The 25,898-nt window shown below is 69.6% G+C and carries 18 protein-coding genes; 6 read left to right on the top strand and 12 right to left on the bottom strand.

The genetic code is table 11. The features are described from left to right. Positions 1-2: 2 nt before the first annotated feature. Positions 3-3,020, bottom strand: coding sequence for a putative Ig domain-containing protein (locus tag ASC94_RS03055; protein ID WP_056390551.1), 3,018 nt, complete (start codon positions 3,018-3,020; stop codon positions 3-5). Positions 3,021-3,335: 315 nt separating this feature from the next. On the opposite strand from ASC94_RS03055, the gene ASC94_RS03050 reads away from it, so the two are divergent. After that, entirely contained in the window at positions 3,336-6,218 is a 2,883-nt protein-coding gene (locus ASC94_RS03050) for a diguanylate cyclase (protein ID WP_056390548.1), read from the top strand. Positions 6,219-6,251: 33 nt separating this feature from the next. Here the strand turns inward: ASC94_RS03050 and ASC94_RS03045 are convergent, their stop codons facing one another. Genes ASC94_RS03045 through ASC94_RS03035 form a run of 3 tightly spaced genes read right to left on the bottom strand, consistent with a single transcriptional unit; the run spans position 6,252 to position 9,366 of the window. Further along, positions 6,252-6,725 (bottom strand): response regulator, encoded by a 474-nt coding sequence (locus tag ASC94_RS03045; RefSeq protein ID WP_056390545.1) that lies wholly within the window; start codon positions 6,723-6,725, stop codon positions 6,252-6,254. After that, on the bottom strand, positions 6,722-8,584 hold the full coding sequence (locus ASC94_RS03040) for an ATP-binding protein (RefSeq protein WP_056390542.1): 1,863 nt from the start codon (positions 8,582-8,584) through the stop codon (positions 6,722-6,724). The genes ASC94_RS03045 and ASC94_RS03040 overlap by 4 nt, the downstream gene beginning before the upstream one ends. Continuing rightward, positions 8,581-9,366, bottom strand: a complete 786-nt coding sequence (locus ASC94_RS03035; RefSeq protein ID WP_056390540.1) for a LuxR C-terminal-related transcriptional regulator — start codon at positions 9,364-9,366, stop codon at positions 8,581-8,583. The genes ASC94_RS03040 and ASC94_RS03035 overlap by 4 nt, the downstream gene beginning before the upstream one ends. A 180-nt stretch (positions 9,367-9,546) precedes the next feature. Here ASC94_RS03035 and ASC94_RS03030 point away from each other — a divergent pair, with 180 nt between their 5' ends. Beyond that, the gene (locus ASC94_RS03030) at positions 9,547-9,999 is read left to right on the top strand and encodes a hypothetical protein (RefSeq protein WP_056390538.1); all 453 of its coding nucleotides are present in this window, start codon (positions 9,547-9,549) and stop codon (positions 9,997-9,999) included. Here ASC94_RS03030 and ASC94_RS03025 read toward each other — a convergent pair. Next, complete coding sequence (locus tag ASC94_RS03025) at positions 9,996-10,808, bottom strand: aspartate/glutamate racemase family protein (protein WP_082616085.1); 813 nt, start codon at positions 10,806-10,808, stop codon at positions 9,996-9,998. The two genes, ASC94_RS03030 and ASC94_RS03025, sit on opposite strands and share 4 nt — an antisense overlap. A 108-nt stretch (positions 10,809-10,916) precedes the next feature. Between ASC94_RS03025 and ASC94_RS03020 the strand changes: the two genes are divergently transcribed. Beyond that, entirely contained in the window at positions 10,917-11,813 is an 897-nt protein-coding gene (locus tag ASC94_RS03020; protein WP_056390526.1) for a LysR substrate-binding domain-containing protein, read from the top strand. An 87-nt stretch (positions 11,814-11,900) separates the two neighbouring features. Continuing rightward, positions 11,901-13,646 carry a cation:proton antiporter gene (locus ASC94_RS03015; protein WP_056390524.1) on the top strand — a complete coding sequence of 582 codons (1,746 nt, stop codon included), beginning with the start codon at positions 11,901-11,903 and terminating at the stop codon, positions 13,644-13,646. A gap of 33 nt (positions 13,647-13,679) precedes the next feature. Here ASC94_RS03015 and ASC94_RS03010 read toward each other — a convergent pair whose 3' ends face one another. Further along, complete coding sequence (locus ASC94_RS03010; protein WP_056390521.1) at positions 13,680-14,111, bottom strand: universal stress protein; 432 nt, start codon at positions 14,109-14,111, stop codon at positions 13,680-13,682. 251 nt (positions 14,112-14,362) lie between these two features. Here ASC94_RS03010 and ASC94_RS31495 point away from each other — a divergent pair, with 251 nt between their 5' ends. Next, a complete protein-coding gene (locus ASC94_RS31495; protein ID WP_162251384.1) occupies positions 14,363-15,469 on the top strand; it encodes a CBS domain-containing protein in 1,107 nt (368 codons plus the stop codon). A 69-nt stretch (positions 15,470-15,538) separates the two neighbouring features. Here ASC94_RS31495 and ASC94_RS03000 read toward each other — a convergent pair whose 3' ends face one another. From ASC94_RS03000 to ASC94_RS02990, 3 genes are all read right to left on the bottom strand, one after another. Further along, complete coding sequence (locus ASC94_RS03000) at positions 15,539-17,416, bottom strand: feruloyl-CoA synthase (protein WP_056392065.1); 1,878 nt, start codon at positions 17,414-17,416, stop codon at positions 15,539-15,541. 14 nt (positions 17,417-17,430) lie between these two features. After that, a complete protein-coding gene (locus tag ASC94_RS02995; RefSeq protein WP_056390518.1) occupies positions 17,431-18,885 on the bottom strand; it encodes an aldehyde dehydrogenase in 1,455 nt (484 codons plus the stop codon). Between the two features lie 83 nt (positions 18,886-18,968). Continuing rightward, entirely contained in the window at positions 18,969-19,802 is an 834-nt protein-coding gene (locus tag ASC94_RS02990) for a p-hydroxycinnamoyl CoA hydratase/lyase (RefSeq protein ID WP_056390515.1), read from the bottom strand. Between the two features lie 116 nt (positions 19,803-19,918). Here ASC94_RS02990 and ASC94_RS02985 point away from each other — a divergent pair, with 116 nt between their 5' ends. Continuing rightward, complete coding sequence (locus ASC94_RS02985; protein ID WP_056390512.1) at positions 19,919-20,374, top strand: MarR family winged helix-turn-helix transcriptional regulator; 456 nt, start codon at positions 19,919-19,921, stop codon at positions 20,372-20,374. Here ASC94_RS02985 and ASC94_RS02980 read toward each other — a convergent pair. Genes ASC94_RS02980 through ASC94_RS02970 form a run of 3 tightly spaced genes read right to left on the bottom strand, consistent with a single transcriptional unit; the run spans position 20,351 to position 25,873 of the window. Then, the gene (locus tag ASC94_RS02980; RefSeq protein ID WP_056390509.1) at positions 20,351-21,634 is read right to left on the bottom strand and encodes a thiolase family protein; all 1,284 of its coding nucleotides are present in this window, start codon (positions 21,632-21,634) and stop codon (positions 20,351-20,353) included. The genes ASC94_RS02985 and ASC94_RS02980 overlap by 24 nt on opposite strands. Continuing rightward, a complete protein-coding gene (locus ASC94_RS02975; protein ID WP_162251383.1) occupies positions 21,631-23,433 on the bottom strand; it encodes a carboxylesterase/lipase family protein in 1,803 nt (600 codons plus the stop codon). Before ASC94_RS02975 ends, ASC94_RS02980 begins: the two co-directional genes overlap by 4 nt. Continuing rightward, entirely contained in the window at positions 23,426-25,873 is a 2,448-nt protein-coding gene (locus ASC94_RS02970) for an RND family transporter (protein WP_056390503.1), read from the bottom strand. The genes ASC94_RS02975 and ASC94_RS02970 overlap by 8 nt, the downstream gene beginning before the upstream one ends. Positions 25,874-25,898: the final 25 nt, after the last annotated feature.

Raw genomic sequence — 25,898 nt, 5'->3', positions numbered from 1 at the left:
CCTTAGTATTTGACGCTGATGAGTTTGCGGACGTAGCTGATGGCTGCCTTGGCCGGATTGCTGAAGATGGTGGTCACGGTGGCGGTCTGGCCCGGCGCCAGCTCGCTCACGGGCAAGGTGATGTAGGGCACGCCGTCCTTCACGCCGGTGGCGTTGTCCACGGTGACGCCGGCGGTCAGCCCCTGCAGGTGCAGGTGCAGCGGCCCGGTAAGCGTGGTCTGGGTGGTGTTGGTGAAAGCCACCGTGCCGGTGTACTTCTGCGTGAATCGATTCACCGCCAAGCCGGATTGCAGCATGCGCACGCTGGCGCTCACGTCCACGGGCTGCAGCAGGTCGTAGCGGTTGCCGTGGAAGCGGAACTCGCTGTACGAGGAAATGCCGGGGTAGGCCGGGTCGGTGGGCGGACCGGGATGGTCCACGCGCACCAGGAAGTAGCGGTAGCGCTCGTCCTCCATGCCGGCGATCACGGGGATCACTTCCATCTCGAAGTTGCGGTTGGCCGTGTCGGTGGTTTCGCGGCTGGTGAGCAGGGTCCAGCTGGCATTGTCGTTCGAGCCGTACACATTGATGCCCTGCGAGCGGTTGCCGAACATGAAGCGGGCCTGGATGCCGAAGGCGCTCACCGACACGCGGTAGTTCTCGCCAAAGTCGATGGTGACCGGGTTGCGCAAGTCGCCCGAGGTGCTGTTGTAGTCGCCGTCCACCAGCAGGGCAGCGCGCGCGGCGTCCAGCACGGTAGTGGTGACCATGTTCTTGCTCCAGTCCAGGCTGCCGTCCGAAGCCACGCGCGGATTGAGCAGCTGCAGCTTGGCCGCCACTGCCTTCACCGCGTTGAGCAGCGCGCCGAATTCGGCGTCGGACACCGTCAGCATGGCGGCCTGCAGCGGCGCCAGTTCGGACTGGAACGCGGCCAGCGAGGTGGTGGTGTAGACGGCGGCGGGATCGTAGGCGCCCATGGCCGAGGCGAAAGCGGCCGCGCGGTCCGGCTGCACGCTCAGTTTGGTGGTCATGGTGCTGATCGATACGCCGTCGGTGGCGCTGATGATCACCTCGTGCACGCCAGCCTGCGCGGCCGTGGGGGTCCAGCTGAAGGCGCCGGTGGCCGTGTCCAGCGTGGCGCCGGGCGGCAGGCTGATGGCCTGGTAGACCACGCTGTCGCCCGCTTGCGCGTCGGTGGCGGTGTAGGCCGCCTGGTAGGGCACGCCCTGCACGATCAGCTCCGTGGCCGGGAAGGCCGGCATGGCGAAGCGCGGCGGCGTGAGCTGGGTGGGCGCCGCCATGTTCACGAAGTCCACGTCCACCGTGGCGCCCTCGGCGCCGGTGAACTTGAAATAGATGATGTTGTCGCCGAAGCCGCGCCCGGCGGCGGCGGTCCAGGAGGAATCGGGAACGATGTAGCGCCACTGACCCCCGGTGTCCGGCACCGTCATTTCGCTCCAGGGCAGGCCGGTGGCGGAGCCGCTGGCGGCCAGCCTGGTCACTGCGTTGGTGCGCACCATCAGGCCCACGGGGGCGTACTTGGCGCGGTCCGCGTAGCGCACGTCGTGGAACACCACGGTGGCGCCGGCCGGCGTCACCCTGGCGTGGCCGTAGGTGCGTTCGGCTTCCGTTTCCGTGCTCCAGTCGCCGTCCAGGAAGACCGCCTTGCGCTCCGTCTCCAGCATGCCGGTGTTGGGCGGCAGCGGCACGCCTGTCAGCGGCAGGGGCAGGGTGAGGAAGGCTTCCGCGCCCATGTCCTTGTTGGCGGGCGATGCCTGGCCCCAGGCCGTGACCGGGCCGTCCGCATGCGCGGCGGCGGTGGCCAGGTAGGGCGCCACGGCTTCCACGTCCACGCCCTGTTCGTGCTTGTAGACGTTGTATAGCTCGGGGATGCCGCCCACTTCGTACAGGCGGCCGCGGTAGGCGCCGGAGATGTAGGAGGTGCCGCCGCTCAGGTCTGCCCAGGGCGCGTTATACCCCAGCATGTACTGGGCGTAGGCGTTGGCGCCCATCAGCACGCGGTTGCCGCCGAAGTGGTAGACGCTGACCGCGTCGCCCGAAGTGGACGGCACGCCGGTGTAGGGATCGACCTTGGTGCCCTGGGCAGTCACCATGCGCAGCAGCCCGGTGAGGTTGTCCACGTTGTCGCCGCCGTGGGCCTGGTCGCGCTGCATTTCCTGGATCTGGTAGAAGGCGTAGCCGGCCTTGTTGTAGGGATTGTCCGCCTCGACCAGGGGGATCAGGGGCAGGATGGCGCCGTTGATGTCCTGCCGCGTGGAGCTGGCGTTGACGGTCATCCATTCCACTGTCTCGTCGTAGCGGGCGCGGTTGTCGGTGAAGATGGCGCCGGCCATGCGGCCGATCAGCGAGTACAGGTGCTGGTTCATGAAGCGCTCCTTGCTGGCGAAGAAGGTGCGCTCCATGGGGTCGATCAGGTTGTCCTTGAGTTTCTGGGTATCGGTGTCGGTCCACACCAGCGGATAGTCCGTGTGGGCGGGGTCGCCCGGCGTGTAGCGCATGATTTCGGCGGCGGCCAGCATGCGGAACAGCGGCACGCCGTTATGGATGTGCGCGTCCGGGAAATAGGCATAGCCGGCCGGGTTCATATTGCTCCAGGTGCGCAGGATGCGCATGGCATTGCGGCGGTACTCGTTGCGGCCGGTCACGTAGTACAGGATGGCCTGCGTCAGCGCGCCCTGCGAATCGTTGATCATGCGGGTCTGCGCCGTGCTGCCGTTGTAATTGGGGGTGTTCGGCGTGTCGACCTTGGTGGCGTCGCGGTTGGTGGGCAGCAGGTTGATGTTGGCGTAGTTGCAGCACACCGTGGCCAGGATGTTGTAGTAGGTCTTGTACGGTTCGACGTCGGCGCGGGTCTGCAAGCGGGCGTAGTCCAGCTGTTGCAGCGTAAAGCCCAGGGCGGGGTGCTTGAAGCCTGCCGGGCTGACCGCAGGCTGCGCCGCCGGGGTGGCCACGTAGCTCACGGCCTGCGCACTGCCGCCGGCCAGCACCAGGAACGCCGACGCGACTGATAGCGCTATCATCTTAAGTCTGGCGCTGCCGGGCGCACAAGCGCCTTGCCGCTCCGAATGGAATTGCTTTTGCATAATTTTTCCTTATAGTTGTCAATCACGCTGTGTTGCTTACCGATCACCGGCGTCTCCTTCCGGCGTTGTGTTATCGATAGCAGTGCCAATATAGCACGACATTTTGGCCACGGTGCGCACATTTGTTATCGATATCTCGCGCCGTTGCGGCGGTGCCGCGTTTGCCGGCCAAATATGTCTTGGCAAAAGGCGGCAGCGCGCCGTAAGCTTGTTCTACGGCAATTTCGCCGGTGAAAACAACGAGACCGCGCTGTGCTGGGACGGACACTAATCAGCCTGCTGGCGCTGCTGCCGGCCTGGGTGGCGGCGCAGCAGATGCCGCTGCGCTACTTTGGCCAGCAGGAAGGGCTGGGCAACCTGGCCGTGAGCGCCATGGTGCGCGACCGCGCCGGCTATCTGTGGGTGGGCACCGAGAATGGCGTGTTCCGCTATGACGGCGCCGGTTTCCAGCGCTATGGGCAGGACGCGGGCCTGGACGAGACCCTGATCACCGGGCTGCTGCTGGACCGTGAGGACCATCTCTGGGTCGGCAATTACAACGGCCTGTTCCTGAAAGTGGGCGAGCGCCTGCAGCCGGTCCTGCGGGACGACGGCCGCAAGCTTGGCATCTGGCCTTCGCAAAGCCTGGCGCTTGGCCCAGGCGGCAGCCGCTACGTGGTCAGCGGCCAGCGCCTCTACACACTTACGCTGAACGGCGGGCAGGCCCGGGTGGCAGCGGTCTTTTCCGAACAGCAGATCGCGCAGCAGGGCGCGCTGGGCGAAATAGCCAGCGTCCACGCCGACCCGGATGCGTCGCTGTGGCTGGGCTGCGGCCAGTCGCTGTGCCAGACAGGCCGCGCCGGCGTGACCGTGTGGGGTGCCGGGCAGGGCGTGCCGGCCGATGCCTGGCGCGCTATCCTGCGCGACCGTGCCGGCCAGCTGTGGGCGCGCGGCGAACACCATATCGTGGCCTTGCCGGCCGGCGCGCAGCGTTTTTGCGACCGTACCCCGCCCGGCGACCTGCTGCGCAAGGCCAGCCTGCGGCCCATGCTGGCCGAGGACGCCCAGGGCCGCGTGCTGAGCAATGTCGACGATGGCCTGGTGCGCTGGGACGCTGCACGCTGGGAGCACTATGGCCCGGAGAATGGCTTGCGCGCGGCAGGCGGCGTGAACGCCCTGCAATTCGACCAGGGCGGCGGGCTGTGGCTGGGGTCGCTTGGCCTGGGCCTGATCAACTGGCCGGGCTACGGCAATTGGGAGAACTGGACCGCCGCCCAGGGCTTGCCGAGCGACGTGCTGCTGTCGTTTGTGCGCGACGCGTCCGGCGTGCTGGTGGCCGGCACCCGGTCCGGTCCCGCCAGGCTGCTGCCGGGCGCCCGGCGCTTCGTGCCGGCGGCCTCCGCGGCGCAAGCCGACCAATGGTCCAGCCTGGCGATTGACGGCAGCGGCCAGGTGTGGGGCGGTTCCTATTCCGGCGCGCTGCGGCGGCTGGCCAAGGATGGCCAGGCCACCGCGCACGGCGCACGCCTGCCTGCGGTGCGCCGCATGATGGTGGACAAGCAGCAGCGCCTGTGGCTGGCCACGGCGGACGGCATTGCCGTCGCCGACACCAGCGGCGGCGCGCGGCAGGTGCTGCCTCCCGAGGGCCTGGTCCAGCCCACCGGCGCCAATGCCGTGAGCTACCACGACCTGTGCCAGTCGCCCGGCGGCACGATCTGGTTCCTGAGCGCGGCCGGCGTGCTCCGGCTGGACGGCGCGGCCTGGCGCAAGCACAACGTGGCGTCGCCGAACGGCGCGGAGCTGTACAGCATGGCCTGCTCGGCGGATGGCTCCTTGTGGCTCAGCGATTCTGCGGGCAAGCTGTGGCGCGCGGAGGGCGGGGGCGACACGACTCTACGGCTTCGGCCTGTGGACAGCAGCCTGCTTAACGGCGCCAGCATCCTCGGGCTGTACGAGGACAGGCGCGGCTGGCTGTGGGTGGGCACCGATGCCGGCATCGCCATCTGGAACGGCGCGCAGTGGCGCTTCTTCAACCAGAACGATGGCCTGGTCTGGAACGACACCAACGGCAGCGTGTTTTACGAAGACGGCGACGGCTCGATGTGGGTCGCCACCAGCAACGGCGCCAGCCACGTGCGGCGGCCGGAACTGCTGTTCGCGCCATCGCCGCTGGCGGTGCGCCTGGAGGCGGCACGCGGCGAGGGCCAAGCGCTGCCGCTGGACCAGCCGTGGAAAATGGCCTGGTCCAACGCGCCGTTGGAGCTGGCCCTGAGCAGTTCCTACTACCAGAACCGCAGTATGCTGCGCTTCCATTACCGCATGGCGGGGCTGGAGAGCCGCTGGGCCGAATCGGCCACGCCGCAGCTGCGCTACGCGGCCCTGCCGCCGGGCGAGTACCAGTTCGAGTTTTACGCCACCAATGCATATAGCCAGAGCGTGTCGCCGCTGCACCGGCACGCGGTAACAGTGCTGCCGCCGTGGTGGCGCACCACGCCGTTCTATCTGCTGTGCGCCCTGGCCACGGCGCTGGCGCTGGCGGCGGCATACCGGCTGCGCGTGCGCCACCTGCTGCTGCGCCAGCTGCATACCGAGCGGCTGGTGCGCGAGCGCACGCGGGAACTGGAGCTGTCGCGCGAGCAGCTGCGCGAACGCGCCCTGCGCGACAGCCTCACCGGCGCCTGGAACCGGGGCGCCATCATGGAGATTGTCGAGCGCGCGCTGGAACAGGCGCTGGCGCTGCAGCGGCCCCTGTTACTGATTCTCCTGGACCTGGACCACTTCAAGCGCGTCAACGACACCCATGGCCACGCGGCCGGCGACGCGGTGCTGCGTGAAGCGGTAACGCGCCTGGGCGCTGCCGTGCGGCAGAGCGACGCGGTGGGGCGCTACGGGGGCGAGGAATTCCTGGTGTTGCTGCCCGGGCTGGACGAAGCCAGCGGCCATGCGCGCGTGGAGCAGCTGCGCAACGCTATCCGCTGCCAGCCGATCGGCATCGGCGCCGGCGAAGCCATTACGGTGACGGGCAGTTTCGGCGTGATCGCCTTCGACCCGCGCCGCCCGCTGCCTGTGCCGGCACTGATCGAGCTGGCCGACCAGGCGCTTTACCGCTGCAAGGAAAATGGGCGCGACCGCATCGAGTACGCGCCCGCCCCCTGAAGCGAGGCCAGGGCGGCCGGGCTGGCCCGCCGCTCAGCGCCCCCGCGCCGAGGGCGGCCAGCGGGCAATCGGCGGTTCGCTGGGGGAGAGCGCCTGCAGGCGCTTGTAGAGCGCGCGCGTTTCCAGCAGGTTCCAGACGCGCAGCATGGCCTCGATGGTGTCGAAGGGCTTGGTGAGGAAGTCCTTGGCGCCCAGCGAGAGCGCGCGGCGCTTGGCCTCGCCGGTGGCGTCGGCGGTCACCACCAGCACAGGGCGGAAGTCATAGGGATCGCCGCGCCGCTTCAGGTGTTCCAGCACCGCGTAGCCGTCCAGGTCCGGCATCATGAGGTCGAGCACGATCAGGTCCGGATCGAAGGCGGCGTACAGTTCCAGCGCCTTCCGGGCATCGGTGGTGCCCACCACATGGGTCAGGCCTTCGCGCGCCAGCAGCTCTTCCAGCAGGCGCAGATTGGCGGGCTGGTCGTCGATGATCAGCACGCGCGAGGCCAGCATGTCTTCTTCATTCATTGCAGTATCCTATCGAGCAGCGCAAAAAATTCCGGCAGGTCCAGGGGCTTTTTCAGGTGGCCGGCCGTGCCGGATGCAGCCGCCGCGCCGACCGTGACCACGGGAAGTGCCGCCAGCGCCGGGTCGCTGCGCCAGCGGGCCAGCAAGCCCTGAGCGTCGGGCAGCGCCAGGTCCAGCAGCAGCACGGCAGGTGCGCGCCGCGCGGCCAGCTGCCATCCCTCGGCGGTGGTGCGGGCGCCGGCAAGCTCCCAGCCGGGCCGCCGCGCCATCAGCGTGTCGATCAGCGCCAGGCTGGAGGCGTCGCCGTCCACGCACAGCAGCAGGGGCTTGCGTGCGGCCGGCGCCGGGCCCGTGGGCGAAGGCAGCGCTGCCGCCTGCCGGCCCGGCGGCGTGGCACGTGGCAGGCGCACCGTGAACACGCTGCCCTTGCCGGGCAGGTTGTCTGCGGCGATGCTGCCGCCCATGGCTTCGGCCAGCGAACGCGAGACAGCCAGGCCAAGGCCGATGCCGTCGGTGCCACTGCGCTCTGCGCCCAGCCGGTCGAACGGCGTAAACAGACGCTGCTGCATCCCGGCGGCGATGCCGGCACCGTCGTCTTCGATGGCGATGGCCACCGCCTCCGCTTCCGCGCGGGCCGCAATGCGCACCTCCCCGTGCAAGGCGTTGTACTTGATGGCGTTGGACAGCAGGTTCAGCATCACCTGCATCAGGCGCTGGCGGTCGGCCAGTACCGCCAGGCCGCCGCAGTAGCCCGGTTCCGGCAGCTGCACCCGGTACTGGGCTGCCAGGGGCTTGAGCAGGGTAAGAGCTTCGCGCAGCACGGGGCCCAGCGGCACCGGCGCGGCCGCCAGCGGCAGCTTGCCGGTTTCGATGCGGCCGACGTCGAGAACGTCGTCGATGAGGGACAGCAGGTGCTGGCCGGCGCGGGTGATGTGCGCGGCATGCTGCCGGTCCTGGCTGCGCGCGGCGCCGTCCTCCAGAAGCTGCGCAAAGCCCAGGATGGCGTTGAGCGGGGTGCGCAGCTCGTGGCTGGTGCGCGACAGGAACTCGGTCTTGGCCAGGCTGGCGGCCTGCGCGGCGGTGGCGCGGTTGGCCAGCAACAGGCTGGTACGGTGCAGGCGTTCGGCCAGGCGTCCCAGCTCATCGCTGGCCGCGCCGGTGGCGACCAGGGGCTGGTCGTTCGCCAGCCGCTCCGCGTTTTCCGCCGCCAGCCGCACCCGCCGCACCACACGGATGGTGAACAGCAGCATGGCGAGGGCGCCGGCCAGTCCCACCAGGATGGTGGCCGCGTTCATCAGGAAGTGGCGCCGCAGCGCTTCCTGGACGGCGGCGGTGCGGGCCTCCAGCAGCACCGACTCGCGGGCATTCATGGCGCCGATGCCGTCGCGCAGCTGGTTCAGGATCTCCCGGCCGGCCACCAGGCTGGCGCGCAGGTCGCCGGTCTGGCTGTGGTACTGGCTGCGCAGGGCGTTCAGGCCGGCCAGCTTGTGCTGCACCAGCGGCGCCAGCTGGTTCAGGCGCGCCAGCTGCTCGGGGTCGCGCACGTTCTCGCGCAGGCTGGCCAGCGCGTCGGGCAGGCGCGCCTCGGCGATGCGGTACGGCCTGAGGAAATCGTCGACGCCGGTGAGCAGGTAGCCTCGTACGCCGGTGGCCGCTTCGGCGATCAGGGTATGCAGCAGCTGGATGTCGCGCTGGACCTTCAGGGTGCGCAGCATTTCGGCGGTGGCGTCGGCGGTCTGGCGCTCCAGCTTATGGCTGGTGGCTACGGAGCCGAGCAGCATGGCCAGCGAGGCCGCGATCACGGCGCCGCCCTTGGCCGCCAAGGACCAGTTGCGCCAGGGCGGGGCGAGGCGCTTCATGCGCCGTACCCGTGTTCCACCGCACACACGGCAGCCTGGGTACGGTCGCGCAGGCCGAGCTTGTGCAGGATGCGCTCGATGTGCACCTTGACGGTGCCGGCGGCAATACCCAGTTCGGCAGCCATGGCGGCATTGGTGAGCCCGCGCGGCATCAGCGCAAACACCTGCAGCTCGCGGGTGGTGAGCTGCGCGAGGCGGGGCGCGGCATTCCCGCCAGCCCCGCCGGCCCCGCCGGTGCGCAAGGCCTGCTTGCCGGAGCGGGGCTGGGCCGCCGCCAGCATGGTGGCGAGCACCTGCAGTGCCTCCAGGTCGTCCGCGTTGGGCGGCGGCGCGCGGCGGGTGCCGATGAGGGCGAGCACGCCGGTGTTCCGGCCGCCGAACAGCATCGGCAGCAGCACTTCCAGGCCACTGGCGCAGGCGCGGCCGATGCGCAGCCGGCTCTGCACGTCCTGCCCGACCTGCGGCAGCGCGTTCTCCAGCGAGGCGGCGTGCAGTGCGCCGGCCAGCGGCAGGCAGGCGCCGACCGGATACACGGCGCCCTGGGCCGCGTGCACGTGCAGGCCGTCGTCTTGCCGGTACAGCAGCAAGCCTTCGTCCATGGACAGGAATGCGAGCGCCCTGGCCAGGATGGCCGCGCCGGCGCCACTGCCGCCGGCGGCCAGGGCCAGGCCGGCATCGGTGAGCAGGCGCAGCCGCGAGGCGCTGCCTTCGGTATGGCGGTAGCGGTGGCGGGCAGTGCGGGCGCTGGGCGGCGCGTCGGTGGTGTCGGCAGAGGGATTCATCGGGCGGCTCGTTTTGAGGTTGGCGAAATTATATGCCAATCGGCATAGAAGACATCCGCCGCCCGGCTGATTCAGGACGCGGCGTGCGGGCAGATACTGCGCATGTCGGCTCCCGTTTTTCCGCAACTGATTTTCCCAGCTATGTTTCAACTAACTTTCAATTAACAACCAAGGAACTCTATGCGCTACCTGACCCTCATTCCGTTTGCCTGCGTCCTGCTGGCCTCCAACGCCCACGCGGCCACCGAAACCTGCCATGCGGCGTCGGAAAAGGACATCGCCGGCCTGTTCGACCGCTGGAATGCCTCGCTGCAGACCGGCAGTCCGGACAAGGTGGTAGCCAACTACGCCGGCAAGTCCGTGCTGCTGCCGACCCTGTCGAACAAGCCGCGCCTGACGGCGGACGAGAAGGCGGACTACTTCGTGCACTTCCTGGAAGGCAAGCCGGTGGGCAGCATCGACAGCCGCAGCATCGAGATCGACTGCAACAGCGCGGTCGACGCGGGCCTGTACACCTTCAAATTCGCCGACGGCAAGCAGGTGAAGGCGCGCTACACCTTTACCTATAAGTGGAGCAAGGGCCAGTGGCTGATCACCAGCCACCACTCGTCCGCCATGCCGGAGAAGAGCTAAGCGGCCAGGCGTTCCTGCGCCGCGCGGGCCAGGGCGATGCAGCGCCTGGCCATGACGAGGGTGGGATCGACCAGGTCAACGGCGATGCCGCCCGCGTCATAACCCTGCTGCTGGCCCAGCAGCAGCGGCAGCTCGGTGCAGCCCAGGATCATGACGGTGGCGCCGCGCGCGGCCAGGTGGGCGATCGCGGCGTGCAGCTCGTCCACGCAGGCGCCGGCAGTGTGGCCGGCCTTGACGCCGTGCGGGCCGTAGATGGCCGACATGACGCGCGCCTGCCAGTGCGCTTCGGGCGCTATCAGCTCAAAAGGCGCGTGCCGCGCCGCCTCGTGGTAGATGCCGGTCGCGATGGTGCCGGAGGTGGCCAGCAGCCCAACCTTGCCGCAGGCGGGATGGGCGGACGCGATATGGGCCACGGTTTCGGCCAGCATGTCCAGCACCGGGATGGCCAGCCCTGGCCGGATGCGGCCCAGGTAGGCGTGCGCCGTGTTGCACGGCATGGCGATCAGTGCCGCGCCGCCTGCCTGCAGGCGCAGGCAGGCGTCGGCCAGCGCTGCGGTCGGATCCGCACCCCGGCCGAGCAGGTGGGCGGTGCGGTCCGGGATGGCAGGGTTGTGCTCGACCAGCAGGCGCAGATGGTCCTGGTCGCAGCGCGCATCCGTGTGGCGGATGATCTTGTCCATGAAGTCCACCGTGGCGGCAGGGCCGATGCCGCCCACTATGCCTATCGTGAATTGCGCCAGCGGCGCCTGATCGTTGAAGTATGATGCGGGCTGCGGCCGGCGGCTTGTCATGCCAGTCTCGGTTGTCATGTTGCGTTCCTTGAAGGAGGGTACAGGCCTCCAGCATAGGGCGGCGGCCGCTACTCGTGATGAAAGTTGGGACTGGCGTCATGCCGGCCCGGAATAGCAGAGGCATGCATGGACACCCGTTGGATAGAAGATTTCCAGAGTCTTGCGCACACGCGCAGCTTTTCGCGCTCCGCCGATGAGCGGGGCGTGACCCAGTCCGCCCTGAGCAAGCGTATCCGCGCGCTGGAACAGTGGGTGGGCGCGGACCTGATCGACCGGCGCGGCTTCCCCATGGCGCTCACGCCCGCCGGCGTGGTGTTCAGCAGCGCCGCCGCCACCGCCATGAAAGCCCTGAACGACGCCCGCGCGGTGCTCAGCAGGCAAGACGGCGAGCGCGGCATGCTGCGCATCGCGGCCGGCCACACGCTGGCGCATGCCTTCCTGCCGCGCTGGCTGCAGGCGGCAGGCGCGGGCAGGGTGCCGCTGCCGGCCAGCATCAAGGCGGCCAATGTGCACGACTCTGTGCTGGCCCTGACGGAAGGCGCTTGCGACCTGCTGGTGTGCTACCACCATCCGGACCTGCCGGTGCTGGTGGACCCGCGCCAGTTCGACAGCCTGGTGGTGGGCACGGACGTGCTGTTGCCCGCCTGCGCACCGGGGCGTTCCGGCGGTCCGGCCTTCGCCCTGCCGGGTGCGCAGGCCGCGCCGTTGCCGCTGCTGGCCTACGGGCGCGACTCGTATTTCGGCCGCGTGGTGGACTATCTCACCGCGCGCGCCGGGCCTTGCGCGCTGAGCGCGGCCTGCGAGTCGGACATGGCCGAAGTGCTCAAGGGCTTGGCCGTCGCCGGCATGGGTGTGGCCTGGCTACCCGAGAGCAGCATCCTGCCGGATCTGCAGGCCGGGCGACTGGTCGCCGCCGGTGGTCCGGCGTGGGCGCTGCAGCTGCAGGTCATCGTGGTGCGCGCCAGGGACAACGGCAATGCCGCGCTGGCGGCGCTGTGGGAAAACTGGGCCGCCGGGAACTGATTGGGGCAAGTTTGATCTGGATGCCTTGTGCGGGCGGCCGCGCGCCCCTAGACTCCAGCAGTTCAGTATCAACATTCACCACCCGCCATGTCCGCACACCACCTCCGAGAAACCCTGCTTTTCCTGGCCCTGGCCGGCATCCTGGTGCCGGTGCTGCAGCGGCTGCGCATCAACCAGGTGCTGGGCTTTCTGGTGGCGGGCGTGGCGTTCGGGCCGCACGGCCTGGGGCAATGGGCCGGCGCGGCGCCCTGGCTGGCGATGGCGACGTTCCAGGACGTCGAGCGCATCAAGTCGCTGGCCGAGCTGGGCATTGTGTTCCTGATGTTTATGATAGGCCTGGAACTGTCGCCCTCGCGCTTGTGGTCCATGCGCCGCGACGTGTTCGGCACCGGCGCGGCGCAGGTGCTCATCACGGCCTGCGTGATCGGCCTGTTTGCTTACCTGTTCGGCAATGCGCCGCCTGCCGCCATGGCCATCGGCCTCACGCTGGCCATGTCCAGCACCGCCGTGGCCATTGAACTGATGAACAAGCAGAACGCGCTGAAGACCGCGGTCGGCCAGAAATGCTTCGCCATCCTCATGCTGCAGGACCTGGCCGTGGTGCCAGTGCTGATCCTGGTCGAGGGCCTGGCGGGCAGCGGCAGCGAGGGCATGGGCTGGACGCTGCTGGTCGCGGTGGCGAAAGCCGCCGCCACCATCGCGCTGCTGTATGTGGTGGGGCGGCGCGTGGCCAAGCCCCTGTTCTCGTCGGCCGCCGTGCAGCGGCAGCCGGACGTGTTCGTGGCGCTGATCCTGCTGCTCACCCTGGGCATCGCCACGGTGACGGCGGCCAGCGGGCTGTCGCTGGCGCTGGGCGCCCTGCTGGCGGGCCTGCTGCTGGCCGACACCGAGTTCCAGTACGAGGTGGAGATCATCGTGGAGCCGTTCAAGGGACTGCTGATGGGCCTGTTCTTCCTGGCGGTGGGCATGGAAGTGGACCTGCGCCTGGTGGCGCAGTACCCGCTGCTGCTGCCGGCCTCGGTGCTCGGGCTGCTGGCCGTGAAGGCGTCGGTGGTGGCGCTGCTGCTGCGGCGGCAGGGCTGGGCCGGCGCGCTGCACGGCGGCCTGCTGCTGGGGCAGGGCGGCGAGTTCGCCTTCATCATCCTGGCGTACGCGGTGAGCACGCGCCTGCTGACGCCCGAGGCCAGCCAGTTCCTGCTGCTGGTGGTGAGCATGAGCATGCTGCTGGCGCCGGGAGCTGCTGCCGCCGGCCGCGCGCTGGCGCGGCGCGGGAAGGCCGGCCGGGAAGCCGGCGTGCCGCCCGGCGGGCAGGCCCGGGCGGGGACGCGGCTGCATGGCCACATCATCATCGGCGGCTTCGGCCGGGTCGGCCAGTTGATCGCGGACGTGCTGGCCAGGCAGGGCATCCGCTACGTCGCGGTGGAGCGCGACCGGGGCCTGGTGGACGAGGCCAGGAAGCAGCGGCAGGACGACGCGGTGTTCTCGGGCGACGCCTCGCTGCCCGAGCTGCTGCGGCGCCTGGGCATAGACGACGCGGCCTGCGTGGTGTTGACCATGGACGACCCGCGCGCAGCGCTGCATGCGGTGAGCGCCCTGCGCCGTCATTACCCGGGACTTTGCCTGCTGGCGCGTGCGCGTGACGAGAAGCACGCGCTTGCGCTGAAGCGGGCCGGCGCCACCGAGGTGGTGTCCGAGGCGGTGGAGTCCGGGCTGCAGCTGGCCTGCTTCGCTCTGGGCGCGGCCGGCGTGCCGATGGCAGCCGCCGGCTTCCAGGTGGCACAGGAGCGGGCCGGCCTGCTGGCGCGGATCGGCGAGGCTCCCGTGGGGCCGTGATGCCGCGGGCCCGTCTGCCGGCCGCGCAAAGTATCAGCTTTCCTGCCTGCTGACCGTGGCGCCGGCCAGTTCGAGGCCGGATTGTTCCAGCGCGGCCAGTTCGCCGCCGTCGGGCGCGCGCTCCATGGCGTCCAGGAAGATCAGGTCGCACTGCCGTTCCAGCGCGGCTGAAATGGCGGCGTCGTAGGGGGAGGCGCCGCAGCGCGTGAGTACCACGCAGGGCACGCCCGCCTGCGCCGCCGCAGCCTTGACGGCGCACAGTTCGTCGCGGGCGCGGATGATGCTGGCCGGCCGCTCGCGCTCGGGCAGGTAGCTGTGGTCTTCCGGTGTGGACAGGTCCTCGCACGGCAGCAGGTACAGGCCGATCACCGTAGCCGCGTGCGCGCGTGCCAGCCGCATGCAGCGTTCGATGGCGGGCGCCGCGCGGGGATTGCCGTCGGTGGGCAGCAGGATGGCGTTGGGCATGGGGTCTCCTTTTGCGGTGCGATCGTGGGGCGATGGTGCGTCGGCAGGAGGAACGCGGCGATGCACCGGTCGTCTGCCATGCGTCCAGTGTGCGGCAGATCGTTGGGCGCGAACAGGGCGCCAGATCAAGTTTTCGGCAAAATGGCCGCACCCGTGACCATTTGATCTGGATCAAGGATTCCGGCTGCGCAACCCTGCATAGTAGCGGCGCCGGGACGGACTCCGGCAACCGTCAATTTCAGGAGCAATGCATGCGCAATACACAACCGGGGCCTGCGGCCACGACCGCCGCCGAAGTCATGGCCCGCCTGCTGATCACCGTGGCGCCGGAAGCGGGCGTGCAGCAGGCCACCAGCCTGATGCTCAAGCACAGGCTGGGCGCCCTGCCGGTGGTGGATGCGGGCGGCCGCCTGGTCGGCATGCTGAGCGAGGGTGACCTGCTGCGCGGCGCCGCGCTGGGCGGCAATGCCGCTGCGCCGCCGTGGCTGGCCATGCTGCGCGCGCGCGGCGGCGGCAAGCGCGGCGCCTTGGTGGGCGAAGTGATGAGCGCGGCCGTGGTCAGCGTGGCGCCCGATACGCCGCTGGAGCAGGTGGTGGCGCTGATGGAGGAGCACCGCATCAAGCGGGTGCCGGTGCTGCGCGAGGGCCGCCTGGAGGGCATGGTCAGCCGCGCCAACCTGGTGCAGGCCTTGCTGCGGCTGGTGCCCGCGCCCGGCCAGGTGCCGCGCGCGGCCGAGGAAGAGGACCAGCAGGTGCCGGACGGCGGCGTGCTGCCGCTGGTGGAAGCGGCGGCGCTGGAGCTGGATTCGGACATCGGCGCGCTGGGCCTGGGCCTGGTGGACACGCTCAGGCAGCGCCGCTCGCAGCGCGCCTTCAGCCCGAGGGAGCTGCCGCGCTACCGCCTGTCCCGGCTGCTGTGGGCCGCGTACGGGATCAACCGGGCGTCGGAACACGGGCGCACCGCGCCGTCGGTATCGAACGCGCAGGAGATCGACATCTACGTGGCCATGGCCGACGGCTGGTACCGCTACGATCCCGAGGCGCCAGCACTGGTGCTGTGCGGACGGGCCGACATCCGCGCGGCCACCGGCAAGCAGGATTACCCGGCCACGGCGCCGGTCAACCTGCTGTACGTGGCCAACCTGGCACGCCTGCCGGCCGAAGACCACGCCGAACGGCTGCTGCATGCAGCCTTCGATGCGGGCCACATCAGCCAGAACGTGTACTTGTTCTGTGCCGCTGAAGGCATGGCCACCGTGGCGCGCGCCTGGTTCGACCAGGCCGGCCTGGCCCGCCTGATGGGCCTGGACGCCGGCCAGCGCGTGATGCTGGCGCAAACGGTCGGCTACCCGGCTTGACGGCCCGGCAGCCGATCCGCCGGCAGGTCCGCGGGCAGCTTCGTCGGCACCTTCGCCCGCAGGTCCGGCTCAGCCGGCCGTCAGCACCGTGTCGCCAGTGCCGGCATACAGCGCTTCCACCAGAGCGGCGCGGCGCGCCAGCACCACGCGCTGGTTGATGGAGCCTTTGTCGGTCTGCTCGCCGGCCGCGACGGACGGCGCTTCCTCCAAGAGCATCAGGCGCTCGATGCGGGACGCCGATCCGGTGGCCCTGGTGTTCAGTTCCGCCAGCAGCTGGCGGAAGTGGCTGCGCACCGTGGGGCTGGACAGGATGGCGGCGGCGTCGGCGCCGGCGCCCAGGCCGGACAGCGCCAGGCACTGGTCCATGCGCGGGAACACCAGCAAGCCTATGCTGTCGCGGTTGATGCCGGCCACCACCACGTCCTGGATATAGGGCGCACCGGCGCTGATGACGCGCGCGCGCAGCGGACCGACGCTGACGAAGGTGCCGGTGCTCAGCTTGAAGTCCTCGGCGATGCGGCCGTCGAACATCAGCCCCACTTCCGGGCGCGCCGGGTCCACGAAGCGCACCGCGTCGCCGCTGCAGTAGTAGCCTTCCTCGTCGAAGGCGGCCGCAGTGGCTTCGGGTGCGCGCCAGTAGCCCGGCATCACGTGCGGGCCGCGGAAGCGCGCCTCGTACTTGCCCTCCACCGGCGCCAGTTTCACTTCGCAGCCCGGCGCGGGCAGGCCGACGTAGCCCGCCATCATCACCGGGCCGGTGGTGAAGGTGCAGGAGGGCGCTGTCTCCGTCATGCCCAGGCCGGCCATGATGCGGATGCGCTGGCCGCAATGCCGTTCGCTTACCTTTTCGAGGGCGTCCCACGCCGCCTGCGACAGGCCGGCGCCGGCGAAGAAGAACAGCTCCATCTGCGAAAAGAAGTGCCGGCAGAGGTCCGGGTCGGCCTCCAGCGCTGCGGTGAGCAGCTCCCAGCCCTTGGGAACGTTGAAGAACACCGTCGGGGCGATCTCTTTCAGGTTGCGCACCGTGACGGCGAAGTCGCGCGCGGTGGGCTTGCCGTCATCGATGTAATAGCTGCCGCCGTTGTACAGCGCGATGCCGACATTGTGGCTGCCGCCGAAGGTGTGGCTCCAGGGCAGCCAGTCCAGCAGCACCGGCGGCTTCTCGCCGAAGGCCGGGAAGGTCTGCAGCAGCATCTGCTGGTTGGCGCACAGCATGCGCTGGGTGGTCACCACGGCCTTGGGCAGCTTGGTGGAGCCGGACGTGAACAGGAACTTGGCGATGGTGTCCGGGCCGCTGGCGGCGTTGGCCGCGTCCACCGAGCCGGGAACGGCAGCGAGCAGGCTGGCCAGCGGCGTGCAGGCGCGGCCTGCGTCGCCGTGGACGGTGACGATTTCCACGCCGTCCGGCACAGCAGCCGCCAATGCGGCGGCGCAGGCCGCACCGTCGGTAGCGTAGACCATGCCGGGCGTCAGGTGGCGCACGAAGTGGGCCAGCTTGGCGTAATCGCCTTCCCTGTCGATGGCGGCGGAAGCGGCGGGCGACACGGGGCAGTACGGTATGCCTGCGTACAGCGCGCCCAGCGCCAGCTGCAAATGCGGCAGGTCGTTGCCGGACAAGATCATCAGTGGGCGCTCTTCCGACAGGCCCCGGTCGAGCAGGGCCTGGCCGACCGCGCGCGCCTGCGCCAGCATCTCGCGGTAGCTGATGCGCAGCCAGGCGCCGTCCGGCCCGCGCTGGGCGGCCAGCGTGCGCTCCGGGTGGCGCTCGGCGCCGCGCACCAGGCAGTCGGTGATGCGGTCCGGGTAGGCGCCCAGCGGTTCCTGCGAAACCAGGCGCCAGCCGCCTTGGGCGTCGGCTTGCGCCAGCACCGGCGCGCTGCCGATGCGCACCGGGCGGTAGCGCGACAGGTCCAGCCCGGCGTGGCTGGTGGTGGAGAGTTGCGTCATGGCGTGCACCACCGTCACACCGGGTAGTGGCGGTGGCCGCTCTGGATGGTGATCCAGCGCAGGTCGGTGAATTCGGCGATGCCGGCCTTGCCGCCGAAGCGCCCGTAGCCGCTGGCCTTCACGCCGCCGAAGGGCATCTGCGCCTCGTCCGCCACGGTGGAGCTGTTGATGTGGCAGATGCCCGATTCCACGCGCCGCGCCAGGGCCAGCGCGCGCGGGATGTCGCGGCTGAAGATGGCGGCCGACAGGCCGTATTCGCTGGCGTTGGCCTCGGCCAGCGCCGCCTCGTCGCCGTCCACGCGGATAATGCCGACGATGGGGCCGAAGGATTCCTCCTGGTGCACCAGCATGTCCGGCGTGATGCGGTCGATGATCGCCGGCTGCAGCACGTTGCCGTCCGCATCCGCGCTGCCGCACACCAGCGCGGCGCCCTTGGCGGCGGCGTCGGCCACCATGGCCGCCACGCGCGCCGCCGCCTGCGCGTCCACCATGCCGCCCAGTACCGCGCCTTCCTGGCCCGGTTTGCCGGCGCGCAGGGTGGCGGTCTTGGCGCGCAGCTTCTCGACGAAGGCGTCCGCCACCTTGTTGTCGACGATGATGCGGTCGGTGGACATGCAGATCTGGCCCTGGTTGAAGAAGGAGCCGAAGGCGGCCGCCTGCACTGCTTCATCCAGGTCGGCGTCGTCCAGCACCAGCAGCGGGTTCTTGCCGCCCAGTTCCAGCACCACCGGCTTCAGGTGCTGCGCTGCCTGCTGGGCGATGATGCGGCCCACCTTGGTGGAGCCGGTGAAGTTGACGCGCTTGACGGCCGGATGGGCGATCAGGCGCGCCACCACGGCGGCGGCGTCCTGCGGCGCGTTGCTGACGACATTGACCACACCTGGCGGGAAACCGGCGTCCTCGAACACGGCGCCGATCAGGCGGTGCAGCGCCGGGCAGATTTCCGACGATTTGAGCACCACCGTATTGCCGCAGGCGAGCGGGGTGGCGATGGCGCGCGTGCCCAGGATGACGGGTGCGTTCCACGGTGCGATGCCCAGCACCACGCCGCAGGCCTGGCGCACGCCCATGGCCATCAGGCCCGGCACGTCCGACGGGATCACTTCGCCGGCGATCTGGGTGGTGAGCGCGGCCGCTTCGCGCAGCATGCCGGCCGCCAGCATCACGTTGAAGCCGTACCAGCCGGCCACGCCGCCCGCTTCGGCCACGCCGGCGGCGATGAACTCGGGGGCGCGCGCCTGCAGGCAGTCGGCGGCCTTGAGCAGCAGGCGGCGCCGCTCGCCGGGCGCGGTGGCGGACCAGGCGGGGAAGGCCGCCTGCGCGGCCGCCACGGCGGCGTCGGCGTCCTCCAGGGTGGCGGCGGCGGCCACCGAGGCGGTGTCGCCGGTGGCGGGGTTGAGGCGCTGGTAGGTGGCGCCGTTGGACGCGGCCTGGTCCAGGCCTCCGATCAGCAAGCGTGCTTCAAGCATGGCGTGTCTCCTTTGATGCGTTGTTATTGGGCTGGCGGCTCGCTGGCGGCGGTTGGCCATGGCGAGCCTGCGGTCGGCGCGTCTTATGCGCGCTTGTAGGTCTGCAGGCCGGGCTTGATGGTCTTATCGTCCAGGAACTGCTTGAGGCCCTGGGCGCGGCCTTTTTCCGGATCGCGGTAGTTCGACTGGTCCACTTTGGCATACAGGTAATCCTCGTTCTGTTCCCAGGTCAGTTCGCGGCAGCGCTTGAAGCCGTTCTTGGCGATGCGCAGCACTGTGGGCGACTTGGCCAGCAGCTTTTCTGCCAGCTCCACGGTGGCGGCGCGCAGCTCGGCCAGCGGCACGCTCTTGTTGACCAGGCCCATGGCGGCGGCTTCCTTGCCGGTGAAGGTGTCGCCGGTCATGATGTAGTGTAGCGCCTGGCGGTGGCCCATGGTGTCGGCCACGGCCTTGCTTACCAGGTTGCCCGGCGGGATACCCCAGTTGATCTCGGACAGGCCGTACACCGCGTCGTCAGCCGTGATGGCCAGGTCGCAGGCCACCAGCGGCGAGAAGGCGCCGCCGAAGCACCAGCCGTTGACCATGGCGATGGTGGGCTTGCTGTACATGCGCAGCAGCTTCCATTGCCATTGCGAGCAGTCGCGGCGCAGCTTCTCCTGGAAGATCTCCGGCTTGCCGTCGTTCTCGCGGAAGTACTCTTTCAGGTCCATGCCGGCGGTCCAGCTGTCGCCGGCGCCGGTGAGCACCAGCACCTGCGCTTCCGGATCCAGCTCCAGCGTTTCGAGCACGTCGATCATTTCGCGGTTCAGGGTGGGGCTCATGGCGTTGCGCTTTTCGGGGCGGTTCAGTGTCACCCAGGCGATGCCGCCCGTGACTTCAACCAGGACGGTACTCCAGCGCTTGTCGTATTGGCTCATCTCATTCTCTCTTTTGGTAGGTTAATATCAGGTTGCCTGATACATGGCTTATAATATATTCTGCTTGGCCTTGAATGCAAGCGCTTTCTTGAACGCTTTCGAACTCTGTTGAAACCATGAAAAAAGACCAGCCCGCCGCGCACGACAAGCCCACCGGCATCGCCTACCTGATCGGGCGCATCGACCACGTGCTGAGCCGCCGCCTGCGCGACAGTCTCGGTGTGCTGGGCCTGACCGCCGCCCAGTACACGGCGCTGTCCGTGCTGGACACGCAGCAGCAGCTGTCCAACGCGCAGCTGGCCGAACGCTCCATGATCTCGCCCCAGTCGGCCAATGAAATGGTAAAGGCGATGGAAGCGCGCGGCTGGATCGAGCGCCAGGCGGATGTGAATCATGGCCGCATCATCCACTTGCGCCTGAGCGCCGAAGGCAGCGCCTTGCTGCGCCAGGGGCACGCTGCGGTGGCGCAGCTGGAGCAGGCCATGCTGGCAGAACTGGGCGTGGACCAGCGCAGCGAGCTGCATGGCCAGCTGCGGGTGCTGTTGCGCTCACTGAGCGCCATGGTGCTGTAAGCGCTGCCAGTCCGGATTTTCCAGCAGCAGGGCGATGCCCTGGCCGCCGCCGATGCAGGCCGCCGCCACGCCGTAGCGTTCGCGCCGCAGGTCCAGCGCGCGCGCCAGCGTCACGGCCAGGCGCACGCCGGTGGCCGCCAGCGGGTGGCCCAGCGCGATGGCGCCGCCGTGTACGTTCAGGCGCGCCCGCTCCAGCCCCAGCTCGCGCTCCACCGCGAGGATCTGCGCGCCCTGCGCTTCATTGATCTCGAACAGCCCGATCTGCTCCAGGCGCAAGCCGCAGCGTTGCAGCAACAGCCGGATGGCGGGCGCCGGGCCGATGCCCATGATCTTGGGCGGCACGCCGACCACCGCCGCCGCCGCGATGCGCGCCTGCGGGCGGTGCTGGCCGGACCTGGCGTAGGCGCCCGAGGCCACGATGGCGGCGGCCGCGCCGTCGGCCAGCGCGCAGCTGTTGCCGCCGGTTTGCACGCCGTCCGGGTACAGCGGGCGCAGCGTGGCCAGCACGGACGGCGGCGAAATGCGCGGGTGCGTGTCCTGCGCCAGCTCCGCCACTGGCCCGTGCAGGCGGATGGCGCGGTCGGCGTAGCCCTCCAGGGTGAAAGTCTCGTTGGCGACGGCCGCAATCTCCCCGGCGTGGAAGCCGCTGGCGCGCGCCTCCAGCGCGCGGGCATGCGACTGGGCAGCGTAGCGGTCCACCTCTGCGCGTGTGATGCCGTAGCTGCGCGCCAGGTTTTCCGCCGTCTGCGGCATGGTGACGGCGGCGGCCGGATCGGTCAGCGCCTCCCACAGGAAGTCCTGGAAGCCCACCGGCGCGCCCAGCTTGAAGCCGGCGCGGTGGCCGAAGGCGGCGATGGGATTGCGCGTCATCGATTCGGTGCCCACCACCAGTACGGCGTCCGCATAGCCCAGCGCGATCTGGTCGCCCGCCTGGCGGAACAGTTCGAAGCCCGTGCCGCACACGCGCTGCACGTTCAGGGCCGGCACCGCCAGCGGCACGCCGGCGTACAGGCCGACATGGCGCGGCAGCATGTACTGGTAGCAGTCGCCCGGTGCCATGCTGCCGGTGATGACGGAGCCGATGTCCGTGGCCGGCACGCCGCTGCGCCGCAGTACCGCGCGCGCCGCCTTGATGCCGAGGTCCGTGGGCGATACCTGGCTGAAGGCACCGCAGTAGTCGGCCATGGGCGTGCGCAGCCCATCGATCAGCCACAAGTCCTCGTAGCTGCGGAAAAATCCCCGGTCGGCGCGCATGCTCATGGCCAGTAGCTGGGGCGTAGCTGGTCGGTGCGGCCGGTGTAGCCGTGGGCCTGGGCATAGGCCGCCAGCGCCTGCGGCGCCTCCCGGCTGCCGAAGATGGACCACAGGAACATGCGGCCGTACAGCTCGCAGCGCTCGCGCGGCTTGCCGCGCAGCGCGGGGTCCTGCGCCAGCGCCGCCTTGAGCGTGGCCAGGCTGTTCTCGTGCGCGACCATGCGGGTGCCGCCGCCGGCGCTGGTATCGAACAGCATCAGGCGCGGCTGGGCGGCGTCGGCGCTCCAGCGCCACCAGTCGGGCAGCGTGCCGCCTGGGCCCCGTCCGGGCTGGCCGTGGCGCGCGAAATGGGTCCAGTAGCCCGCCATGGCGTCCGAGACTTCCTTGCGGCCGAGGAGGTTGGCGGCGGTGAAGGAGCGGAAGGGATCGAACTCGCCGTCCAGGTCGCGGAACACGAAGGCGACGTCCAGCACGTGGGCCGCGCCCAGCAGCACGCGCGGCGCGATGAAGGGCACGGCGGGCTGCTCGTCCCAGTCGAAGCGGTAGACCCAGACGTCGGGATGGCCGGAGGCCACCATGGCGCTGGCCGGCTCCAGCGCGCCGGAGGCCTGCCACAGGGCCGACATATAGGCCGCGTGGCGCTGGTAGCGGGCGCGGTTGCGCATCAGCGGGATGCTGCCGAACAGCATGCGCACATAGTCCGGGTTGTTGGACATGAACAGCTTGTACTCGTCGCGGTTGGTGCCGATGATGACCGGCACCGCGTTGTAGCGGCGGCGGTCGGTGAACACCTGGGGCAGCGGCATGGCGGGCAGCACGTGGCCGTCCTGCAGCACGCAGGGCGCGTCGTAGAAGCTGAGGGCCCCCGGCGTGATGGGCGCCAGCAGCGCGGCCGGCGGCAGGCTGCGCACGTAGGCGGCGATGCTGGCCGGCGGCATGGAGGCGACCAGCGACTTGGCCGCTGCGCGGTCGGCTGCGCGGCCGTCACGCTGCAGCCAGGCGCACAGCAGCTCGCGCGAGCTGAGGGCATGGCCCGGGACAGCTTCGTCGTCCGCGTAGTTGCGCGCCTGTTCCATGGTGTAGCTGGCCGTGAGCGGCGACTGCAGGATGGCACGGTGGAACAGGCCCTTGGCCAGCGGGCTGGCAAGCAGGGTGTAGGTATTCAGGCCTCCGGCGGACTCGCCGAACACAGTGACATTGCCGGGATCGCCGCCGAATGCCGTGATGTGGCGGCCAACCCATTGCAGCGCCGCCACCAGGTCCAGCGTGCCGAAATTGCCGGAGCGGTCAGCCGGGGTGTCGTCATCCTGTGCCAGTTCATCCAGGCTGAACCAGCCGAGGATGCCGAGCCGGTAGTTGGCGGACACCACGACCACGCGGTCCTGGCCGGCCAGGTTGCGCAAGGTGGTGTAGGTGGCGGCCGTGCCGGCGGTATTGGCGCCGCCGTGGATCCAGAACATGACCGGCAGGGCGGCGGCCTGCGCCTCTTCGGCGGTCATCTCCGGGGCGAACACGTTCAGGGTCAGGCAGTCTTCGGAGCCGGCCGGCTGTCCCCATTGCTTGGGCGGCAGCTCCAGCGTGAGGCCGCCAAGCTGCAGGGCGGGCGCTCCGCAGGCTAGGGCCTGGCGCACGCCGCTCCAGGGCTGCGGCGCACGCGGCGCCTTCCAGCGCAAGGCGCCGACCGGCGGCTGAGCATACGGCAGTCCCAGCCAGGCGTGGGTGTGGTGGCGGTCCGCGCGGCCGACCACGTCGCCAAGTGCTGTGCGCCGCAGGGAGCCTGAGGCGTGGGGAACGAAGTCAGGCATGGTGGGCTTGCTCCTGTCGGGTGAGGGAGGGGGCATGCGCCGGCTGCGCCCGGGCCGGCGCCGGCTGCGGCATCAGGAAGTAGGCCAGCGCCGGCACCAGCACCAGCGCGCCAACCATATTCCAAAGGAACATGAAGGCCAGCAGGATGCCCATGTCGGCCTGGAATTTGATCGGCGAGAATAGCCAGGTTGCCACCGCCACGGCCAGCGTCACGCCGGTGAGTATCACCACGCGGCCGGTGAACTGCAGCGCGTGCAGGTAGGCGGCGGACAGGCTGGCGCCGGCGCGCATGCGGGTCAGCATCACGCTCAACACATAGAGCGCGTAATCGACGCCGATGCCCACGCCCAGCGCGATCACCGGCAGCGTGGCCACCTTCACGCCCATGCCCAGCACCACCATCAGCACCTCGCACAGGATCGAGGTGAGCACCAGCGGCAGGATGGCGACCGCCACCGCGCGCCAGCTGCGGAAGGTGGCGTAGCACAGCAGGATCACCGCGCCATAGACCCAGAACAGCATGTCGCGCATGGCCTGCTTGACCACGATGTTGGTGGCGGCCTCGATGCCGGCGCTGCCGGCGGCCAGCTGGAACTGCACTTCCGGCGTGTTGTTGGCGGCGGCGTAGGCTTCCACCGCGTCCACCACCCGCGTCAGCGTGGCGGCCTTGTGGTCCTTCAGGTAGACGTAGAGCGACAGCAGCGAGCAGCCCTGGTTGAATAGCTCGCGCGGCGCCCTTGTCTGTACCGCGCCCAGCGCGCCGGCGTTGGGGATCAGGTCATACCATTTGAAGCTGCCCTCGTTGTAGCCGGTGGTGGCCAGCTTGCTCAGCGCCGCCATGGAGTTGGTGGAGTCCACGCCCGGCAGCTGCTCCAGCTGCCACGCCAGGGCGTCCACGCTGGCCAGGGTGGCGTACCGGGTGCACTGGTCGGGCGCGGTCTTGATCATCACCACCAGGATGTCCGAGCTGGCAGCATAGTTGGCCACCATGAAGCCGTTGTCGCGGTTGTAGCGCGAGTCGGCGCGCAGTTCTGGCGCGCCGGGATCGAGGTCGCCCACCTGCAGTTTCAGGCTGTACAAATAGCCCATGCCGCCCAGCAGCACGCTGGCGGCCACCGTAGCGGCGGCCCAGCCGCGCCGGGTGAAGCGGTCGAGGAAGGTCCACAGCCAGGGCTGCGGCCCGCCGCCGGCGCCACCGGCGTGGTCGGCCTGCAGGCTGCGCCCGGCGGCACTGGCGCTCACGCCGGTGTAGGACAGCAGCACGGGCAGCAGCACCAGGTTCGTGAAGATCAGCACCGCCACTCCGATGCTGGCGACGATGGCCAGGTCCTGGATCACCTTGATCTGGATGCTGACCAGCACCGCGAAGCCTACGGCGTCGCACAGCAGCGCGGTGAGGCCGGCGGCGAACAGGCGGCGGAAGGTGTAGCGCGCGGCCACCACGCGGTGCGTGCCGCGTCCCACGTCCTGCATGATGCCGTTCATCTTCTGCGCGCCGTGGCTCATGCCGATGGCGAACACCAGGAAGGGCACCAGCACCGAATAGGGATCGAGCTCGTAGTCCAGGGTGGCCAGTAGGCCGCATTGCCACAGCACCGCCACCAGCGAGCACAGGATCACCAGCGTGGTGCTGCGCAAGCAGCGCGTGTACCAGAACAGCACCGCGCCGGCGATGGCGATGGCCAGCAGGAAGAACAGCAGCACCTGCTGCAGGCCGTTGATCAGGTCGCCGACGATCTTGGCGAAGCCGGTGATGTGGATGCGCGCACCTTCCTTCTCGTATTTGGCGCGGATCTGCTCCAGCCGCTCGGACAGGGCGCCGTAGTCGAGCGCCTGGCCGGTCTGGGGATTGCGGTCCAGCAGCGGCACGAAGACGATGCTGGACTTGAAGTCCGCCGCCACCAGCTGGCCGATTTCGCCGGAGCGTGCCACGTTGGCGCGCAGCTGCGCCAGGCTGGCGGGCGAGCCGTCGTAGCCGTCGGGGATGACCGTGCCGCCGTCCAGGCCTTCCTCAGTGACGGAGGCCCAGCGCGTGCTGGGCGTCCACAGCGATTTCATGAAGGGACGGTCCACGCCGGGCAGCAGGAACAGTTCATCGTTCAGGCGTTGCAGGGTATCGAGGTAGTTGCGGTCATAGATGCTGCCGCCGCCCGCTTCGACCGCGATGCGCACCGAGTTGCCAAGCCCGTTCAGGTCCGCCTTGTTGGCCAGGTAGTTGGCCACGTAGGGGTGGGCGGTGGGGATCATCTTCTCGAAGCTGGCGTTGAGCTTGATGCGCGTGGCCTGGTAGCCCAGTACGATGGTCGCCAGCAGGCATAGCAGGATGACCAGCGGGCGGTAGTTGAACAGTGCGCGCTCGCCCAGGTTGCCCGATGCGGTGTCGAAGTCCTGCAGCCGTTTCACCACCGGCTGTTGTTCCAAATCTTGGTCTGTATGCATGATGTTTCAACCGTGTGTGTGGAGG

It is taken from the genome of Massilia sp. Root418 (assembly GCF_001425265.1).
GTDB lineage: Bacteria > Pseudomonadota > Gammaproteobacteria > Burkholderiales > Burkholderiaceae_D > Rugamonas.
Note: the sequence above shows the minus strand (reverse complement) of the source record. Positions and strands in the feature narration are given on the sequence as shown.

What these genes read in the sequence shown, in the direction of transcription:
- ASC94_RS02995 (WP_056390518.1), bottom strand. Translation starts at nt 18,885, where the DNA reads ATGCTTGAAGCACGCTTGCTGATCGGAGGCCTGGACCAGGCCGCGTCC.
- ASC94_RS03030 (WP_056390538.1), top strand. Translation starts at nt 9,547, where the DNA reads ATGCGCTACCTGACCCTCATTCCGTTTGCCTGCGTCCTGCTGGCCTCC.
- ASC94_RS03035 (WP_056390540.1), bottom strand. Translation starts at nt 9,366, where the DNA reads ATGAATCCCTCTGCCGACACCACCGACGCGCCGCCCAGCGCCCGCACT.
- ASC94_RS02985 (WP_056390512.1), top strand. Translation starts at nt 19,919, where the DNA reads ATGAAAAAAGACCAGCCCGCCGCGCACGACAAGCCCACCGGCATCGCC.
- ASC94_RS02975 (WP_162251383.1), bottom strand. Translation starts at nt 23,433, where the DNA reads ATGCCTGACTTCGTTCCCCACGCCTCAGGCTCCCTGCGGCGCACAGCA.
- ASC94_RS03010 (WP_056390521.1), bottom strand. Translation starts at nt 14,111, where the DNA reads ATGCCCAACGCCATCCTGCTGCCCACCGACGGCAATCCCCGCGCGGCG.
- ASC94_RS03020 (WP_056390526.1), top strand. Translation starts at nt 10,917, where the DNA reads ATGGACACCCGTTGGATAGAAGATTTCCAGAGTCTTGCGCACACGCGC.
- ASC94_RS31495 (WP_162251384.1), top strand. Translation starts at nt 14,363, where the DNA reads ATGCGCAATACACAACCGGGGCCTGCGGCCACGACCGCCGCCGAAGTC.
- ASC94_RS03055 (WP_056390551.1), bottom strand. Translation starts at nt 3,020, where the DNA reads ATGATAGCGCTATCAGTCGCGTCGGCGTTCCTGGTGCTGGCCGGCGGC.
- ASC94_RS02970 (WP_056390503.1), bottom strand. Translation starts at nt 25,873, where the DNA reads ATGCATACAGACCAAGATTTGGAACAACAGCCGGTGGTGAAACGGCTG.
- ASC94_RS03040 (WP_056390542.1), bottom strand. Translation starts at nt 8,584, where the DNA reads ATGAAGCGCCTCGCCCCGCCCTGGCGCAACTGGTCCTTGGCGGCCAAG.
- ASC94_RS02990 (WP_056390515.1), bottom strand. Translation starts at nt 19,802, where the DNA reads ATGAGCCAATACGACAAGCGCTGGAGTACCGTCCTGGTTGAAGTCACG.
- ASC94_RS03025 (WP_082616085.1), bottom strand. Translation starts at nt 10,808, where the DNA reads ATGACAACCGAGACTGGCATGACAAGCCGCCGGCCGCAGCCCGCATCA.
- ASC94_RS03000 (WP_056392065.1), bottom strand. Translation starts at nt 17,416, where the DNA reads ATGACGCAACTCTCCACCACCAGCCACGCCGGGCTGGACCTGTCGCGC.
- ASC94_RS03015 (WP_056390524.1), top strand. Translation starts at nt 11,901, where the DNA reads ATGTCCGCACACCACCTCCGAGAAACCCTGCTTTTCCTGGCCCTGGCC.
- ASC94_RS03045 (WP_056390545.1), bottom strand. Translation starts at nt 6,725, where the DNA reads ATGAATGAAGAAGACATGCTGGCCTCGCGCGTGCTGATCATCGACGAC.
- ASC94_RS02980 (WP_056390509.1), bottom strand. Translation starts at nt 21,634, where the DNA reads ATGAGCATGCGCGCCGACCGGGGATTTTTCCGCAGCTACGAGGACTTG.